Consider the following 16,450-nt stretch of genomic DNA (forward strand, 5'->3'; position numbering starts at 1 on the left):
AAGCAACTACATTTTAAAAGTATTGACTTCTTCCCTTCTTTATATCGATCTAGCTTTATGCTTAAAAATAAGCTAGGCCGTACAACAGAATAAGTTCCGCACCGCTATACTATAAATTATTACATCAAAAGGGAGGACTGTAGCTTAAAGAGACCGTAGGTTAATAATCCTGCTTATGAGAAATAATAAAGAAGGGCAGATTTTCTTTGGTTCGTTTTCTTCGCTGTGAACAGAGTGAGGAAGTACCCTTGGGGTATTGGGTGACAAAAGAAATGAACACTAAGATATCTCCTATGTATTTCAAAAACTAAAGGGAGGGTTGCCATATATTTACTTCTGGATATCTTTAGAGCTCTATACTTTCTTTAAGAAACAAAAAAAGAGGAGCGTTCCTTGTGGACATTCCTCTTTTTAAAATATAAAGTTTTTTCCATTTTAAATATAGCTACACAAAGAGCAGAAGACTCACAGCCATCACTACCATCCCTGCAACAAGGCCATAGATAGAGAGGTGGTGCTCTCCATACCTCTGAGCTGCCGGAAGAAGCTCATCTAGGGATATAAATACCATGATTCCCGCTACCCCTGCAAAGAGGATACCAAATACAAGGTCATTGAAGTACCTGTATAGAAGCACATACCCCACAAGAGCCCCCACTGGTTCCGATAAGCCAGAAAGGAAGGAGTAATAGAAAGCTTTCTTCTTATCCCCCGTAGCATAGTAGATTGGTACGGAAACAGCTATCCCCTCTGGGATATTGTGGATGGCTATAGCAACAGCTATGGAGATCCCCAGAGCCGGATCCTTTAGAGCTGAGGTGAATGTTGCCAGTCCCTCTGGAAAGTTATGGATACCTATGGCAAGGGCTGAGAATATTCCCATCCTGTAGAGGGAGCTGCTTCTCTTTCCCTCGTGTTCACTAACCTGCTTTTCCTCCATCTCCTTTAGGTGTTCCTCTATCTCATCTATCTCCACCATATCCTCTATTCCCGCCATCTCATGGGGGTTTTCAAAGGTAGGTACCATTTTATCGATTATGGCTATGAGAAGTATACCTCCAAAAAAAGCTATCGTTGTTGCCCAGTATCCACCCCTGTATCCCAGCTCAGCCACAAGGGCATCCTTGGCCTTAATAAATATCTCCACAAAGGAAACATAGAGCATTACTCCCCCAGAAAAACCAAGGGCTATAGATAAAAATTTAGTATTGGTCTTCTTGGCGAAAAATGCCAGAGCACTCCCTATACCAGTTGAAAGACCTGCAAACAATGTGAGCCCAAAGGCAAATAATACTGTACTATCCCACATGATTCCCACTCCCTTAATTACCTAGTTTTCATTTTAATGATATACAGGAAATCACTCTTCTTTCCTTTTTTGAGGAGAATAATATTATTATTTTATCCTTCCTTCAGAGGAATTACCGGCCTGTACTTTCCGGTTATGGGATCTATCTCTATCTCATCTACCCTCTCAAATTTCACTTTAACATGACTATCTAAACCTCTAACCGCCAATACCTCTACAAGCTTAGGGAAGATCTCTCCCTCAGCGTCTATATTCTTCTCTGCAATATACTTTACTCTTAAAGTATCCTTACTTTCCTGGATAAATTGAACTTTTTTTATTCCTCTAAAATACATCCCTACAAGTTGGAGTGCACTTATGTTGTCTCTACTCCCGTCCTCTCTTTCAAAGGTGAGGTCATCCAGGGTTCTCCCCACAACCTCATCTATCAGGGTGAAGTTAAAGTCTTGAACCTGGGATTTTTTCAATCGATCCTCCATCCTATACCTCAAGAGAGGCATAGTGTAGTTATAGAGACTGGTGACTATGAGGTCCCCAGTCTCCCCAGGAGCAACCTCCTCCAGCTTTTCATCTACAATCTCAAATTTATAGTAGTCCTCAAAGAGAAATAACTTCTTTTTTTGCGGTATCTCTGAAGCCATCCCTAGAGCTTCCGAAGCTGCATAAAAATCCAGTGGAGACACTCCAAAGGCTCTCTCGATAAGCTCTCTTCTCTCAGGGGTCAGCTTATTTGCAGAACAAAATATCTTCTCTGGAGATATGTCCAGTCTTCCCCCTAGCTTCTCCTCAGCAAGACGAGAGATAGAGGAGGAGTATCCCGATAAAACAGTAGGATTAAAGCCTCTTACGGCTTCTATTATTTTTTCTAAACTCTCATTTACATTTAAAATCAGTGTAGAGTAGTTGATCCCTTCAGCCTCCTTGGCCAGGTTATAGCTGGCAAAGTCCCCACCAGCAGCTATGAGAAAGGCTATCCGTTCCCTTGTAGATAGCTTCATTCTGTGGGCGGTATCTACCCTTCCAGGAATAAAAGCTTTTACTGTATCCCAGGCTGATCCATCATAGACAAAAATCACTGGATTTCCCGTAGATCCCGAGGAGGTCATTACCGTGTATCTATCTCTGTACTTTCTTCCCCAGTTTTCCTTATGGGATACAAACTCCTCCAGGTCCTTCAGCTTAAAATCCTCTGTGCAGATTAGTTCGTCGAAGTAATTTTTAATTATGCTTTTATCGATAGTGGGATAGTCGGTGTACTCTATCTCCCTGTAGTTTTCAAGGCTTATCCCGTGTTTTTCATAGTACTCCCTATAAAACTTGGAGTTTTTCAATACATGCTCGATAAGCTTGTAGAGCTTCTCCTCCTGTATCTTCAGGATCTCCTCCCGGGAACGTTTCATATTTCTCTTCATCTGCCATGCTTCCTTCAAAACACCCAATATTCCCATACTTCTCACCTCCCCTTTCATAATTCAAAAAAAGAGACAGTCTGGCAAAACTGTCTCCTCCTCTATCTATTTAACAACCAAAGTTCCCATCATATTATTGTGACCCAATCCACAGTATACAGAACATTTGATTACATAAACACCAGGTTCAGGAGCTGTGAACTCCTTTTCTGTAACCATTCCCTTCTCTCCCTTGAGATCAAAGCCTATCTCATCTACAGCAAACCCATGAGCTGCATCTGCTGAATTTAATCTTATCTTTACTCTCTCCCCTGAATTTACAACTATAATAGCAGGGTTAAACTTATATTTTACAGCCTCTACATCTATCTCCCTGATTCCGTCTGCCACCTCACCTGAGACTCCGTAGGCGTTAAAGTCCTCTATCTTCTGAGTTGCCTGCTCGGTTGTAGATGTACATGCCATAAAAACAACTGCCATAATAATAGCTAAATATCTCTTCATAATTTCCTCCCTATAAATAAGTCTATATATAACTATTCTTCTCCCCTCCAAAAGCTCCTTTTTATTTTCCTCACCTTTCCCTCCTCCCTCTCCTGAAACTCCCACTCCCTTGGACATTTTCCATATATCAATCCTTTTCATTCCCCATATCGATATTATAATCTAAACAAAAAGTTTACAAAGTACTATATTGGTGGTATAATGCGTCGTAAATTAAAATTTTGTGAAAAGAACTGGATAGAGGCTGCGGTAAATATCAGTAATATATTGGAGTTTGTGGAAACGTAGATAATATATAAAAGGATTTGCTGCCGAAGAGGGCTTCCCCCACAGGGAAAACTTCTGGTCATAGTGGAGAAGATCCATATGACTCTCATTTTATGGGGAGCTATCGGTGATTATATCTTAATTGTTTCTGCGATTAATTATAAGACACCGCTTCTGGTGTCTTTTTTGATCTGGAGGATTTTTATGAAGGAAAAGAAATACCTATCCATTACCGCCATGGTAATGATAATATTTGTTGGTGTTTTTGGTTTTGGAAATATCGCCAACAACTTCAAGGCTACGGGAACTGGTTCTACTTCCATGTTCATCCTGGGAGCTGTTATCTACTTTCTCCCTATGTGTCTTATTATGTCGGAGTTTGCATCCTACGCCAAGGACCGTACTGGGGGAATCTACTCGTGGATCGATATAGGTCTGGGAAGTAACATAGCTTACTTTGCCCTGTGGTCCTACTTTGTGGCAAATATCTTTTATCTCCCTACCCTGGCATCTAGAGTACCTACATACCTCTCCTTTGCCTTTACAGGAGATGCCAATATAGGAGATATCCCCATGGCTATTCTTTCGGCACTGGCACTGTTGGGAGCTCTCCTTATAGGACTTAAATATGAAAAGAGCTTTAATAAGGTTTCCACCATTACAGGTTATATCTCCCTCTTTGTTGCGGGGATCTTTCTTGTGGGAGGAATTGGGATGTATCTGGGATTCTTCGGTAATCCTGCTACAGAGCTCACTGTGGACTCCCTCATGCTCCCAATGAATACTAAGGAGAGCATAGGAAATATTCTCAGTACCTTTGCTTGGATCATCTTTGCCTATGGAGGTTCCGAGATGGTTGGTACCTATGTGGACAGAGTGGAGAAACCAGAGAGGGACTTTGCAAGGGGACTGCTTCTTTCAGCCCTTCTTATCGGGGCTCTCTATGTTCTGGGGATAATCTCCATTGCTGCCTATGGAACTACAGAGGACTTCTCTCACATCTCCCTGGTTAATGCTGTAATCAGCGGATATGCCTTCATGGGTAACTCCTTTGGTCTGGGGATCTGGTTTGTAAAGATGATAGGTTTTGCCTACACCCTTATTACCCTAGTAGCTCTGGTACTTTGGTCTATGGCCCTTTCCAAGGCGGTATTCAGTGAGGCTCCCGAGGGTACATTCCCATCGTGGATGACGGAAAAAACAGAGGGAGGTATCCTTAGAAATGCTCTTATATTTCAGACGATACTCTCATTCCTCTTCATCCTTATAACTACCTTTGGAGGAAAATCTGCTGGGGATCTCTACTACAAGATCTATGATATGTCTACCATGTCATTTATCCTTCCCTACCTCTTCCTGGGGATAGCTTATATCAACTTTAGAAGAAAGGGACATATCTCTCCATTCCAGATAAGTAAAAACAATGGAGTTGCCTATGCTGTGGGAGCAGGGATAACTATCCTAAACATAGTAGCCATTGTATTCTCTGGATATAATTTAAACCTTCCTCTTGCTGAACAGATGGATACCATCAAACTCTACTATGGGGGACTGACTATGTTCCTGGCTATTGGAGTGGCTATCAAGATGATAAACTTCAAGGACGATAAAAAAGTAGAAACAGAAGTTAAAAATGTATAGCTATTTAGAGCACCCTCATAGAGGGTGCTTTTTTCTTAGTGGCGCCGCGACACCTTCAAAGATCCCCTGGATAAAATGTACAATCCAGGGAAGATAGGGTATAATTAAGACCTCCAGATTAATGTAATCTGGGGAGTTTTAATAGCAACAATACCTAAAACCTGTATTCCAATTACCAAAAGGAATGCAGTTAACTCACAATAATAGAGAGGAGATTCATATGAAGTCATTGATACTTGCTGAAAAACCCAGTGTTGCCAAGGATATGGCCAGGGTATTAAAGTGTAATAAAGTTAATAAGGGATATTTTGAGGGGAAGGACTATATCATCACCTGGGCCCTGGGTCACCTTGCTACCCTCTGGGAGCCCGGAGACTACGATGTCAGATATAAGAACTGGAATATGGCAGACCTTCCTATGCTGCCGGAAAAACTCAAGGTCAAGAGGCTGAAGAAAACCTCCCACCAGCTGAAGACCCTTACATTTCTATCTAAAAGAAAGGATGTCAAAGAGTTCATCATAGCTACAGATGCCGGTAGAGAGGGAGAACTGGTTGCCAGATGGGCTATGCTTCTGGCAGGCTACAGAGGGAAGATCAAGAGGCTGTGGATCTCCTCCCAGACAGATAAAGCCATAACAGAGGGATTTAAAACCCTCAAGGATGGAAGGGAGTATCAAAAGCTCTATGAGGCTGCTGTTTCCAGAGCGGAAGCCGACTGGCTCATCGGACTAAATGTAACCAGGGCTCTAACATGTAAGCATGATGTCCAGCTGAGCGCAGGAAGGGTTCAGACCCCTACCCTGGCTATGATAGTGGAGAGGGAGAGAGAGATCAAAGATTTTGTTCCCAAAAGCTACTACCAGATCAGGTGCCAGTTTGAAGGATTCTTCGGTCACTGGAGAGGTAAAAAAAACAAAAGCACTAGAATCTTCAACGACAATACAGCTTCAGAAATTATGGAGAAATTAGAAGGGAAGAAGGCTCGTGTGATGAAGGTAGAGGAGAAGAGCAGAAAGGAGTATGCCCCTAAGCTCTACGACCTTACAGAGCTTCAGAGGGAGGCTAACAGAAGATTTGGTTACTCAGCCAAGAAGACTCTGGGGTATATGCAGAACCTCTATGAGAGGCACAAGGTCCTTACATATCCCAGAACAGATTCCAGATATATCACAACAGATATGGTGGAGACTATAAAGGATAGGTTAAAAGCCCTTGAGGGAACCTCCCACGGGAAACTGGCCTCAGAGATAGCTAAGAAACCTATCAAACTGGGGAAGAGTGTGGTAGATAATAAAAAGGTCTCAGATCACCATGCTATCATACCTACAGAGGAGAAGCCTGTTATCTCTAAGCTTACCTTTGATGAGAAGAGAATCTACGACCTTGTTGTAAAGAGGTTCCTGGCTGTTCTCCTACCCCCGGCAATATACAAGGATCTCACTATAATTACTGAGATAGAGGGAAGTGAATTTATTTCCAGAGGAAGAGCTATAGAGGAGCTGGGATGGAAGAAGGTCCTTGGAGGGGAAGGTAGAAACGACCAGGAGGAGGAGACCCTTCCTGAGCAGAACCTCATCTCACCAAAGGTAGGAGATACCCTGGAGGTTAAAGCAATAAAGAGAGAAAAAGGAAGAACAAATCCTCCCAAGAGGTTTACAGAGGGAACCCTTCTCTCTGCCATGGAAAATCCCGGAAAGTATGTGGAGGGCAGGGATGCTAAAGCTATACTTTCCCAGGGAGGCCTGGGAACTCCTGCAACCAGGGCTGAGATAATAGAAAAACTCATCGGTTCATTCTATGTAGAGAGAAACGGAAAAACTCTAACACCTACATCCAAGGGAAAGCAGCTCATAGAGATGGTTCCTGCAGCCCTCAGATCCCCTGAACTAACAGCTAAATGGGAAAAGAGACTGGAGGAGATCTCCAAGGGGAAGGAGAAGAGGTCTGCCTTTATGAAGGATATCAGAGAGAACGCCATAGAGCTTGTGGGAGTTGTTAAGGCTGATACCAAGGACTTTAAGCACGACAATGTCACCAAGGAAAAGTGCCCTATGTGTGGCAAGCCTATGCTCAGCGTCAAGGACAAGAAGGGGAGAGCCATCCTTGTATGCCAGGATAGAAAGTGTGGTTACAGGGATGAGAAGAAAAAGAAAAACGATTGTGGTATCTCCGTCTCCAAAAGAGAGAGAGGGATGAATAAAAGGCTTATCAATCAGTACAGTGACCAGGAAGATGCTGTTACAAACCTGGGAGACCTATTGGCTAAGTTTAATAAATAAACTTTTAAGGGGGACAAGATGAAGAAAGTAAAGCTTGGAGAAGATCTTGAGATATCAAAGGTAGTACACGGTTACTGGAGGCTCAACGACTGGAAGTTAACCGATTCCCAGTGCCTGGACCTCATTAAAAGGTCTATGGAGATAGGGGTGACAACCTTTGACCATGCTGATATCTATGGAAACTACACCTGTGAGGAGCTCTTTGGAAGAGCTCTGGCACTGGACCCCTCTCTGAGGGATGAAATGCAGATAATAACCAAGTGCGGAATAACATTTAAGTCTGAAAACAGGCCTGAAAATGATGGTCACTACTACAACACCAGCAGGGAGCATATCATAAGCTCTGCAGAGAGATCTCTAAAGAACTTCGGAACTGATTATATCGACCTTCTCCTTATCCACAGACCCGATTTTTTAATGGATCCAGAGGAGGTTGCCTCTGCCTTCAGCCACCTGAAGAGGGAGGGAAAGGTTAGGAACTTTGGTGTATCCAACTTTCTTCCCCATCAATTTGATATGCTTCAATCCTATGTGGATGAAGACCTTGTTACAAACCAGGTAGAGCTCTCCCCATGGAATGTTGAGAACTTTGAAAATGGAGCTTTAGACTCTGCACTAAAAAACAGAATAAAACCTATGGCATGGTCTCCCCTTGGAGGAGGAGAGATCTTTAAATCTCAAAGCATTAAAGCCATCAGACTGAGGGAAGCTCTGGAGGAGGTAAGGGTAGAGATCGGTGCCGAGGGAATCGATCAGGCTATATATGCATGGCTTCTGACCCACCCTGCAGGCATCATTCCAGTGGTGGGTACCGGCAATTTTACCAGGTTGAAGGGAGCTGTTAAAGCCCTGGATTATCACCTCAACAGAAGGCAGTGGTTCAAGATATTGGATGCCAGCAGGGGAAGGGAAGTAGATTAATTTTACTTCTAATAAAAAAAGCTGCCTATGGGCAGCTATTTTTTATTAGAGATTCACTACTATACAGATTAGCTTTATCTCTTTCTGTGGTATTCTTTATTACCTATATCATTTTATTTTTTTAAATTACATATTCCCTCTAATGGATAAGCTCAGAGATAATTTTATTTAATTTCCACAGCATTTATTTAAAAGTTATTCACCAATAGCTAATTAAAATTTTTCTAAAGGAGTCAATAACTCAACTACCTCTTTTTCAAACATAGAGTCAACACTCCTTTCTCTGATAATATCATTTTTTACCTCTTCTATCTCTATAAGTACTTTTTTCCCCTTCTCAGAAAGGTCATAGGAAAGTGTCGAGTAATCTTTCACTATGTATTTACGTTTATAGAGGCTATCTATTTTTTTTGACATATAAGATTTATCTTTTAACAATATTTCAGCAACCTCCTTTTTATTGAGGCTATTACCCTTAATAGCTATAAGAATCAAAACTTCCACGTATGTTACTCCTAAATTGCATGCATTACATAAAACTCTAAAAGCTTCCAACATCTTATTAAAATGTAGATAATGATCCATCCTTCCCTCCCAAACCCTGTTCTTCAATATTTTTTAGTTGATTTTTTTAGCCCTTGGCTTATTCTTTAATATTCAAGGTAGATATTTTTTCTGAAATTCTACCTTGAACAAAACTTTTAATAGAAAAGCAAAAATTCTAATTTTATTGGCGTATAGGAGCGTTTGGGATGAAATCCCTGCTTTTCTACAAGTAAAACAATACCACGTTTACTTTAAGCCTTATAAGTGTTTTAAACACTTACAAGGCTTAAAAAGCTTCATGAAAACAGCTTTTACTACTATTTTCTTTAAATAATTACACCTTAACATTTGACCGCCTTACTTAATGTAGTGATACTTTCAAAAAAGTTAAGCCAATACCTTTACAAATAAAGAGTCTTCCACTCGATAAATTTTACTTATCACCTATCATGAAACATAATCAAAACTACCACTTCAAGTGGTAGTTTGCTCAAGCCCTAGAAGGGCGATGTCCCAGCATTGGGCTGAAGCCCTTCTGAACGGTTTGCCAACCGCGTAATATTTCATTCAGCTACTCAAGTAGCTCTTGGTTTCTAGTTCTTTCCTACTTTATCTCCAGTAAAAGGATCGATATACTCTTTCAAAGTTAACTGTTCCTCAGCTATATCTTCTTGCAGCTGATTTCTTATATACTCCTCGATCCTTTTCCTATTCCTACCTACTGTATCAACATAATATCCTCGACACCAAAAATGTCTATTTCCATATTTATATTTTAAATTTGCATGTCTATCAAATATCATTAATGAACTTTTACCTTTCAGGTACCCCATGAAACTTGAAACGCTTAACTTAGGTGGAATACTTACTAGCATATGTATGTGGTCTTTACAAGCACTTGCTTCATGTATCTCTACCTTTTTATTTTCACAGAGCTTTCGAAGTATTTGACCTATATCTTGTTTTATCTTCCCATATATTATCTGTCGCCTATACTTTGGCGCGAAAACTATATGATATTTACAATTCCATCGAGTATGTGCTAAACTGTTGCTATCCATTTGAACCTCCCTTAATTATTCACTGGTCGGCAAACCTAAAGTGATTATATCAAGGGAGGTTTTTCATATCATACGCATAGCCTTCCGGCTTTTTGAGTCCACCCGCATAGCAGGTGGTTTTCTTTTTATACAATAAAAAAGCGACCCCTGGTGGGTCGCCCTTCATTGTAAATCAAATTTTATAACCATTATCTAAAATAGTCAGAGAATGATAAATAAGCACTTATTATCTATTCTCTAAATTGTCAACCATATTTTTAAATTGCCATTTATGATATTTATCCCAGTCAATGGACCAAGTCATAAACCCCTTGATACTGTGGATTCCTCTAGCTACGATATTATTCCAAGCTGTCTTTATACTCTCCATATTATCTATCGCTCCAGTACCAGCAGCTCCAGTACCAGCAGGCAGCCCTATTATTAACTTCTCCTCTGGAATCCTTCCAATTGGAAAACTTTGAGCAGGATCTTGTCCCCAACCTGCTCCGTCATGCCCTAAAGTAAGTGCATGAGTAAATTCTGTAATAAATTCTTGTTGCATAATGGAGTCATTAGAGGTTTCCACCATAACTCCACTTCCATCCATCTTAAAAACCCCTGTTCCCGGAGCATTATAGTATTGAGGATGAATATATGAGATTAAATCCATTTGCTCTTTGATGAGTCTGATGTAGAAGTTTCCAAAGCCTGATGTAATTAGGTATGCTACCTCAGGTGCCATAGAGTAGATAAATTCAGGATTAGAACCTCTAAAATACTCTACAATTTCTCTGGTGGCCTCTACCATCAGTGAATAATCTGCGCTTCCTCCAATAGAGCCTCCTTCAAGGTCTATATCATATCCATCAAAGCCATATTTTTCAATTATTCTAATCACTCCAGACTTAAATTTTTCTTTGTCTGCAGCACTTTTAAGTTTAAAGACACCATTTTGTCCTCCAATAGCGATTACCACCTTAACCCCTCTATTTTGAAGAGTCTTAACCTTCTCCATAAACTCTTGATCTGTAACCTGACCAGAATCAGTGGGATCAAACTTTGGAGTAATATTATCCCCTTCATGCTCTATAAATGAAACCACTACAGTAGTATATTCAGCAGGAACATCCTCTAGATCAACATAAGATGTAGGGCCATTCCCCCCCCATGAGGACCAATATCCCACAAGCTTCTTCTCAGGACGGTCTGGAGCTGCTACCACATAGTTAACTTCATTACTCTCATAGATTTTTTCTTTGGTATTTTTAAATGCTACGGATAATTTGTTTACCCCTGAATTGATAGGTAGTGATGACATAGGAACTTGAATATTGACTTTAGTTTCTTCCCCCTTTAAAGACACTATATCTTCCTCTCTTACCTTAGAGCTGTTGTGGTAGACAGCATATCTATCATAGATCTCTGGCTCAGGAATAGTAATAGTCCCCATTAGATACTTATTATTATCTGATACAGCTAGGCCGCTTACCTTTATCGATCCAGAAATAGGGGTATCTTCTGGAAAGCTAAACTCTCCAATGGCTCCCTCATTTACAGCTTCCCCATCTATGTATAACCTAACCTTGTTTCCATTTAATTTACAATTTTTAATAACCTCTCTATTGAATGGAGCTCCATTTGCTGATATTCCCTCTACCTTTAAGCTACCCTGTGGAGGAAGAGTAAAGTGAGGGCTGCCATTCCAAGCTGTCCCTGAACTCACCTTCATAATTCCTTCTGAAAGGGAGGTAGCTATCTGCCAATGTGAAAATGACTCAAGAGCTGTTTCAAATGTGAGCTCCCACTCTCCCCCAAAGTCTTGTGAAGTATGGGATTTAACTTCTAGGTTCCCATTAAAGCCATTCTCCCATTGATTAATACTTGTAAGATTTACGCTGGCAATAAAGCTCTCCTCACCCTCTACAGTTATAGGAGCTGAGTTTATAGAGATTACCTCGGTTCCATCCCTGTCTTGATATGTAAATTCACCTAAAGCAATGTACTGTCCCGGCTCCAAATCTCTCCTAAACTGAACCCTAGAGGCTACATCCTGCTCCTCCTTGCCCTCCACAAGGGAGTCGGAGTTGTCAAATAAAAAATAGTCTGCCTTTAACAACCTCTTTTGAGGGTCATTTATATTTTTAGCCATTACAGCTACATTTTTATTGTTAACTACCTCTACAGCTAAACTATCAATAATCGGTATAATAACTTCTTCCTCGTTTATGACTATATCTTGAGAGGTAACTTCCAGAGTTCTCTCCCCCATCTTACCTATGTAACTGAATATCCCTTGAACATAGTAGCTGCCACTTTCAATATCTTCCTTAAATGAATAAGGATATAGGGGCTGAAGACCTCCTTGCTCTTGAATAAGGATATTTGTAGAACCACAAAGTCTATACTTTACATCTTTTAACCTTTGCTGAGGGTCCTTTACCCCTTTAGCTAAGGCAGTAATTTTCTTGCCGTCAACTGTAACGTAAATAGAGTCAACACTTGGAGCTATATACTCTGGAATATCACCAGATATCACATAGTCAAGATCAAACACCATCTTATGGATCTCTTCCAGTAAGCCATCGATTTTCAGAAGCTCTTCTATGGTGGAATCCATTGTCAGAGCTGCTGACATCTCCTTTAACAGCTTAATCTTTTCCTCTACAACTAGAGATTCCTGAGTGGAAGAAATAGTGTCTATTAAATTATTTACATCTTTTTGCATATTATTAACGTCTTGGATAAAATTTGTTATCTTGATTTTTAACTTATCAATATCAAAATTATTCATAATGTTAATCATTCTCCTTAAACTTATAAGTATTTTATTTTCATTTAATTATAAGGAGAGACCTTCTAGCATTAACTTTCCAAACCTACAATTGCCAATCAATATATCTTTTTTTTTATCAGATGTCAACAAAAAAATACACTAGTATTTTTTTGTTGAATTTTTTTATTTTTTTACCATTGTTTTATAAAGGATTATAAACACTTCTGAATTTCAAAAAAAAAACACCATTGAAAAAAGTAATGATTAAAAGTATCTTATGAATTGTAGCTACCAACAATTCATTTTAAATTATAATTTTTTAAAGAAGGGGGGACATTATTTTATGAAAATTATCCCTAAATGGTTTGATTTCAAAGAAAAAGAGAAAAGAAATGAGATGGGAAAAATTGATTCGGTGAAAAGGCTAGAAAACATACTACTAGTTGAAAAATTGGAAATAAGGGGAAGTGAACTTTTATCAGATATAAGAAGACTAGAAAAAAAAAACTCACAAAAAATAGAGGATTCTTTGGATATGCTTCTAGAGAAAAATGACCTTCTGTTGGAAAAAGCTAAAAACATCTCTGATACTTTAAAAAAAATGGAGAGGGAAATAATCAAAAATAAACTTTAATAAGGCGATCCTTCGGCTCTTTCTAAACCTACAAAATAACTTGAAAAAGAGAGGGATCAATGAGTACAAAAGAATATTATGATAAGTTTTCAGCAATAAAAGCAACAGTTGAAAAAAGAACTCAATCTATAAAAAGAAGATATGATAGCTTGACTTCTCCCAGTATCGAACTCACAGATAAAATTGGAAAATTAGAGGAAATGGTTACAGAACTAGAAATAGTTTCAACCTTAGACTACCACCTAGAACTTAAACTTTTGATCCAGGAGATAGAAAAGCTCTTAGAAGGTGAAGAGGAAGGAGGTAAGCCTCTTAACGAACCTGTAATAAAAATACTTGACCTATCCTTAGAGGGGGAAGCCCTACAGGCTACTCCAAGGGAGGTCTCAGATCCAGACAATACCATCTTCAAGTACAAACACATACTCAATTCAGAGGGAATAGAAAGAGAGGTTCAAGAAGTTATAACTCCTGATTTAGTAGCCTTTGAAACAAACTCCCCTGGAACATATAGTTCCGTGTTAGAGTACTTCTATGATCTGAAGGATGGTGCCGGAATAAAAAGCAAGAAGGTACTATCAAATCAGGTGATTATTCATGAGGAAGTAGAGGATGAGGACTTCCCTAGGGATCTGCCATACTCAAATACTTGGGCATATGCTACTCAAAATGGAGATGCTGTTGAAGTAACTCTAAATAATACCTGGGGAACTATCGGCAACAAACTGGGGATATATGTAAATGGACAGTTAAAGGAAACCCAAAGTGTAAATTATACAGCGTTGAACAAAGGCTCTGCCAAAAACACTGTACATCTAACCTCCTTTAAAATTAAACCTACAGATGATATTAAAGTGGTATATAAAGTGACATTTAAGAGAGAAGACAAAGAAGATGCTGTGGTATATTACAAGTCAACCACTGGCATTAGAGAAATATCTAAACCCGGTGGAGAAGAAATGTGTAAATACACCAAATGGGATGCCAGTCTCACAGGAAGCGCAGATAACCTCCCTATTATATGGCATAATAATAGTCATTGGAAGGCTGACTATTGGATTAATGAGGGAGATGTACCTGGAGCGGGAGAGAATGGATGGAAAAGATACGACTATCCAAAATGCCCTGATATCTTTAGCCCTGATCTTCATCCGTCATTTTCTCCGGCGGTGTCACATCTTGCACCGATGGATCCATCTGAGGTCAAAAGTCTGAATACTCCTATGGAAAAGATGCATATTACATATATGCCAGAGTGGGCTAAGTGGGGAGCAAGAAAGTATACTCCTAAAATAAGTCCTTGGGATAAGGTAAGTCATATGCAATATTCATTCATTGATATAAGACCTGACTATACTGGAAGCTTCGACCTAGATAAGGATACTGCTATTCATGAGATATTAGCTAACTCAGTAAGGGACTGTCCTAATTATGCTGGCACCCCAAAAATAAAGCCTAATATCTTTGATCCAGGAGCAGCTTTCTCCGACTGGGGAAGCACAAGTGCATTCCACACTGAGTTTCTGAAATATAGCAGGAAGTATCCATATGTAATGCCTCTAATGTCTCTTGGAGGTTGGTCTCGTTCTGGCTACTTTAGAGATGCCGCTAGAGATGCCAATAGGGAGTTCTTTGTATCTAAGTGCATTGAGCTTATGAGAATTCTAAATATGAGAGGAATTGATATCGACTGGGAATTCCCTCAAAATAAGAGAGAGGGAGACCTGTTAGACAATAGAAATGACCTGGGAACTCCAAGAGCCTCAGAGGATGAAGGTAGGTTATTCACCCTTCTTATGAAAGACCTCAGAGCAGCTTTAGACAAAGCTGGAGAAGAGGATGGAAAATACTACCACCTAGCTTGTGCTGTAAGTGCAGGAAAGGTGCACATGGCAAATAGTGGGGCTGTTAATTGGCATAAATATTGTGACTTCATAAGCTATATGACATATGATACTCATGGTGCATTTGACCCGTATACGAACCACCAATCATACACATATCAAAACCTTCAAGAAGACCAAAACATAACAAACCCTAATAGTAATGCTACCTCTATAGAGGATGTAATTCACTATGTGACTACAAACTTCGGTATTCCTAGATACAAACTAGTTGTAGGATCGCCATTTTACTCCAGGGGGTGGTCTGGTGTAAGAAAAGAGAGCCAGCCAAACGGCCAATGGCCAATCCCATCATTGCCAGGCTTATATGCAAAAGTAAATAAGTACGATATTGATATAAATGACCTTCAAGGCAGAGCAGCTCCTGGGGTGATGGATGGAGGAAGAGGTGCTGGAGTAATGGGGCTAAGACACCTAAATGCTCTTAAAGCTGGAAAGACAGTATCGATAGCTACTCTAGATCCAAATGGTCCAGCAAACCCATTTGATGGAACAAGACTAAAGGGAAGCAACTTTAAGTACTACTATGACAGTGTGGCTCAAGTACCTTATCTATTTAGTGAAAAGGATGGGATCTTCTATACATATGAAGATGAAGTATCTCTAGATTACAAGTCTAAGTTTGTTGTAAACCAGGGACTTGCAGGATTGATCTCTTGGGACATCTCTTTAGATGACTACGGAACTACCGCTCATGGAATAGAGGGAGAGAGTTATCACTATGATTCCCTAGAGCTTGAGGATCACCTCCTTACCAATGTAATATTTGAAAACTTTAAAGTTAAATAACTTTATTTATTGAAAGCATTATAAAGTCTAGAAACTCGAAACGTTTCAAAATTAATATCCACCTTCCTAATCATTGGATCCAACCTATTGATTAGGAAGGCTCTTTATATGAAGTATCACTTTCAAAACTATTTCGGCATCCTTCAGGTACTGTTTAGGTATCTTTTGCCCCTCTACTCTTAAACCTATAGCTACTGACAGCTAGAATTCCAAGGTTATTCTCACCTATGGGATCTCCCTAAACTCTTCTTTCTTCAACTCTAAAGCAGCACTTATAGCCAACGGCACGCTTTTCCTCTTTTATAGAGGAGTCTACAACATCAAAAAAGATGAGAAGATTAAAGTTAATAGTCGATTTATTTAATAATTCTTAAATCAGACACTTAACTTCTTCTTCAATTTCACCTTTCCCGGTGTTAAAGCTCATTT

General features: G+C 39.7%; 11 protein-coding genes and 1 riboswitch. Of the genes, 5 read left to right on the top strand and 6 right to left on the bottom strand.

All coding sequences use genetic code 11. The features are described from left to right. Nucleotides 1–445: 445 nt before the first annotated feature. The 3 genes from zupT to QMG11_RS02395 all read right to left on the bottom strand — a co-directional run bounded on the left by zupT (nt 446) and on the right by QMG11_RS02395 (nt 3,222). Nucleotides 446–1,309: a zinc transporter ZupT gene (gene zupT / locus QMG11_RS02385; protein WP_281833186.1), complete on the bottom strand. Its 864-nt coding sequence runs from the start codon at nt 1,307–1,309 to the stop codon at nt 446–448. A gap of 92 nt (nt 1,310–1,401) precedes the next feature. Then, nucleotides 1,402–2,757, bottom strand: a complete 1,356-nt coding sequence (locus tag QMG11_RS02390; protein WP_281833187.1) for a phenylacetate--CoA ligase family protein — start codon at nt 2,755–2,757, stop codon at nt 1,402–1,404. A 66-nt stretch (nt 2,758–2,823) separates the two neighbouring features. Further along, nucleotides 2,824–3,222, bottom strand: a complete 399-nt coding sequence (locus tag QMG11_RS02395; RefSeq protein WP_281833188.1) for a cupredoxin domain-containing protein — start codon at nt 3,220–3,222, stop codon at nt 2,824–2,826. A gap of 230 nt (nt 3,223–3,452) precedes the next feature. Next, nucleotides 3,453–3,621, top strand: a riboswitch (Lysine riboswitch). Nucleotides 3,622–3,693: 72 nt separating this feature from the next. Here QMG11_RS02395 and QMG11_RS02400 point away from each other — a divergent pair. The 3 genes from QMG11_RS02400 (at nt 3,694) to QMG11_RS02410 (ending at nt 8,332) form a co-directional block, all read left to right on the top strand. Continuing rightward, on the top strand, nt 3,694–5,130 hold the full coding sequence (locus QMG11_RS02400; RefSeq protein WP_281833189.1) for an amino acid permease: 1,437 nt from the start codon (nt 3,694–3,696) through the stop codon (nt 5,128–5,130). A gap of 220 nt (nt 5,131–5,350) precedes the next feature. After that, on the top strand, nt 5,351–7,411 hold the full coding sequence (locus tag QMG11_RS02405; RefSeq protein WP_281833190.1) for a DNA topoisomerase III: 2,061 nt from the start codon (nt 5,351–5,353) through the stop codon (nt 7,409–7,411). Nucleotides 7,412–7,429: 18 nt separating this feature from the next. Continuing rightward, the gene (locus QMG11_RS02410) at nt 7,430–8,332 is read left to right on the top strand and encodes an aldo/keto reductase (protein ID WP_281833191.1); all 903 of its coding nucleotides are present in this window, start codon (nt 7,430–7,432) and stop codon (nt 8,330–8,332) included. Nucleotides 8,333–8,545: 213 nt separating this feature from the next. Here the strand turns inward: QMG11_RS02410 and QMG11_RS02415 are convergent, their stop codons facing one another. The 3 genes from QMG11_RS02415 to QMG11_RS02425 form a co-directional block, all read right to left on the bottom strand. After that, nucleotides 8,546–8,917 (bottom strand): winged helix DNA-binding protein, encoded by a 372-nt coding sequence (locus QMG11_RS02415; protein WP_281833192.1) that lies wholly within the window; start codon nt 8,915–8,917, stop codon nt 8,546–8,548. Between the two features lie 554 nt (nt 8,918–9,471). Next, the gene (tnpA, locus tag QMG11_RS02420; RefSeq protein WP_281833193.1) at nt 9,472–9,939 is read right to left on the bottom strand and encodes an IS200/IS605 family transposase; all 468 of its coding nucleotides are present in this window, start codon (nt 9,937–9,939) and stop codon (nt 9,472–9,474) included. Nucleotides 9,940–10,165: 226 nt separating this feature from the next. After that, on the bottom strand, nt 10,166–12,712 hold the full coding sequence (locus QMG11_RS02425; RefSeq protein WP_281833196.1) for a glycosyl hydrolase family 18 protein: 2,547 nt from the start codon (nt 12,710–12,712) through the stop codon (nt 10,166–10,168). Between the two features lie 325 nt (nt 12,713–13,037). Between QMG11_RS02425 and QMG11_RS02430 the strand changes: the two genes are divergently transcribed. Further along, nucleotides 13,038–13,328, top strand: coding sequence for a hypothetical protein (locus QMG11_RS02430; RefSeq protein WP_281833197.1), 291 nt, complete (start codon nt 13,038–13,040; stop codon nt 13,326–13,328). A gap of 59 nt (nt 13,329–13,387) precedes the next feature. Then, a complete protein-coding gene (locus QMG11_RS02435) occupies nt 13,388–16,021 on the top strand; it encodes a glycoside hydrolase family 18 protein (protein ID WP_281833199.1) in 2,634 nt (877 codons plus the stop codon). Nucleotides 16,022–16,450: the final 429 nt, after the last annotated feature.

This window comes from Propionigenium maris DSM 9537, from assembly GCF_027925155.1.
Lineage (GTDB): Bacteria > Fusobacteriota > Fusobacteriia > Fusobacteriales > Fusobacteriaceae > Propionigenium > Propionigenium maris.

What these genes read in the sequence shown, in the direction of transcription:
- zupT (WP_281833186.1), bottom strand. Translation starts at nt 1,309, where the DNA reads ATGTGGGATAGTACAGTATTATTTGCCTTTGGGCTCACATTGTTTGCA.
- QMG11_RS02435 (WP_281833199.1), top strand. Translation starts at nt 13,388, where the DNA reads ATGAGTACAAAAGAATATTATGATAAGTTTTCAGCAATAAAAGCAACA.
- QMG11_RS02390 (WP_281833187.1), bottom strand. Translation starts at nt 2,757, where the DNA reads ATGGGAATATTGGGTGTTTTGAAGGAAGCATGGCAGATGAAGAGAAAT.
- QMG11_RS02395 (WP_281833188.1), bottom strand. Translation starts at nt 3,222, where the DNA reads ATGAAGAGATATTTAGCTATTATTATGGCAGTTGTTTTTATGGCATGT.
- QMG11_RS02425 (WP_281833196.1), bottom strand. Translation starts at nt 12,712, where the DNA reads ATGAATAATTTTGATATTGATAAGTTAAAAATCAAGATAACAAATTTT.
- QMG11_RS02405 (WP_281833190.1), top strand. Translation starts at nt 5,351, where the DNA reads ATGAAGTCATTGATACTTGCTGAAAAACCCAGTGTTGCCAAGGATATG.
- QMG11_RS02400 (WP_281833189.1), top strand. Translation starts at nt 3,694, where the DNA reads ATGAAGGAAAAGAAATACCTATCCATTACCGCCATGGTAATGATAATA.
- QMG11_RS02410 (WP_281833191.1), top strand. Translation starts at nt 7,430, where the DNA reads ATGAAGAAAGTAAAGCTTGGAGAAGATCTTGAGATATCAAAGGTAGTA.
- QMG11_RS02430 (WP_281833197.1), top strand. Translation starts at nt 13,038, where the DNA reads ATGAAAATTATCCCTAAATGGTTTGATTTCAAAGAAAAAGAGAAAAGA.
- tnpA (WP_281833193.1), bottom strand. Translation starts at nt 9,939, where the DNA reads ATGGATAGCAACAGTTTAGCACATACTCGATGGAATTGTAAATATCAT.
- QMG11_RS02415 (WP_281833192.1), bottom strand. Translation starts at nt 8,917, where the DNA reads ATGGATCATTATCTACATTTTAATAAGATGTTGGAAGCTTTTAGAGTT.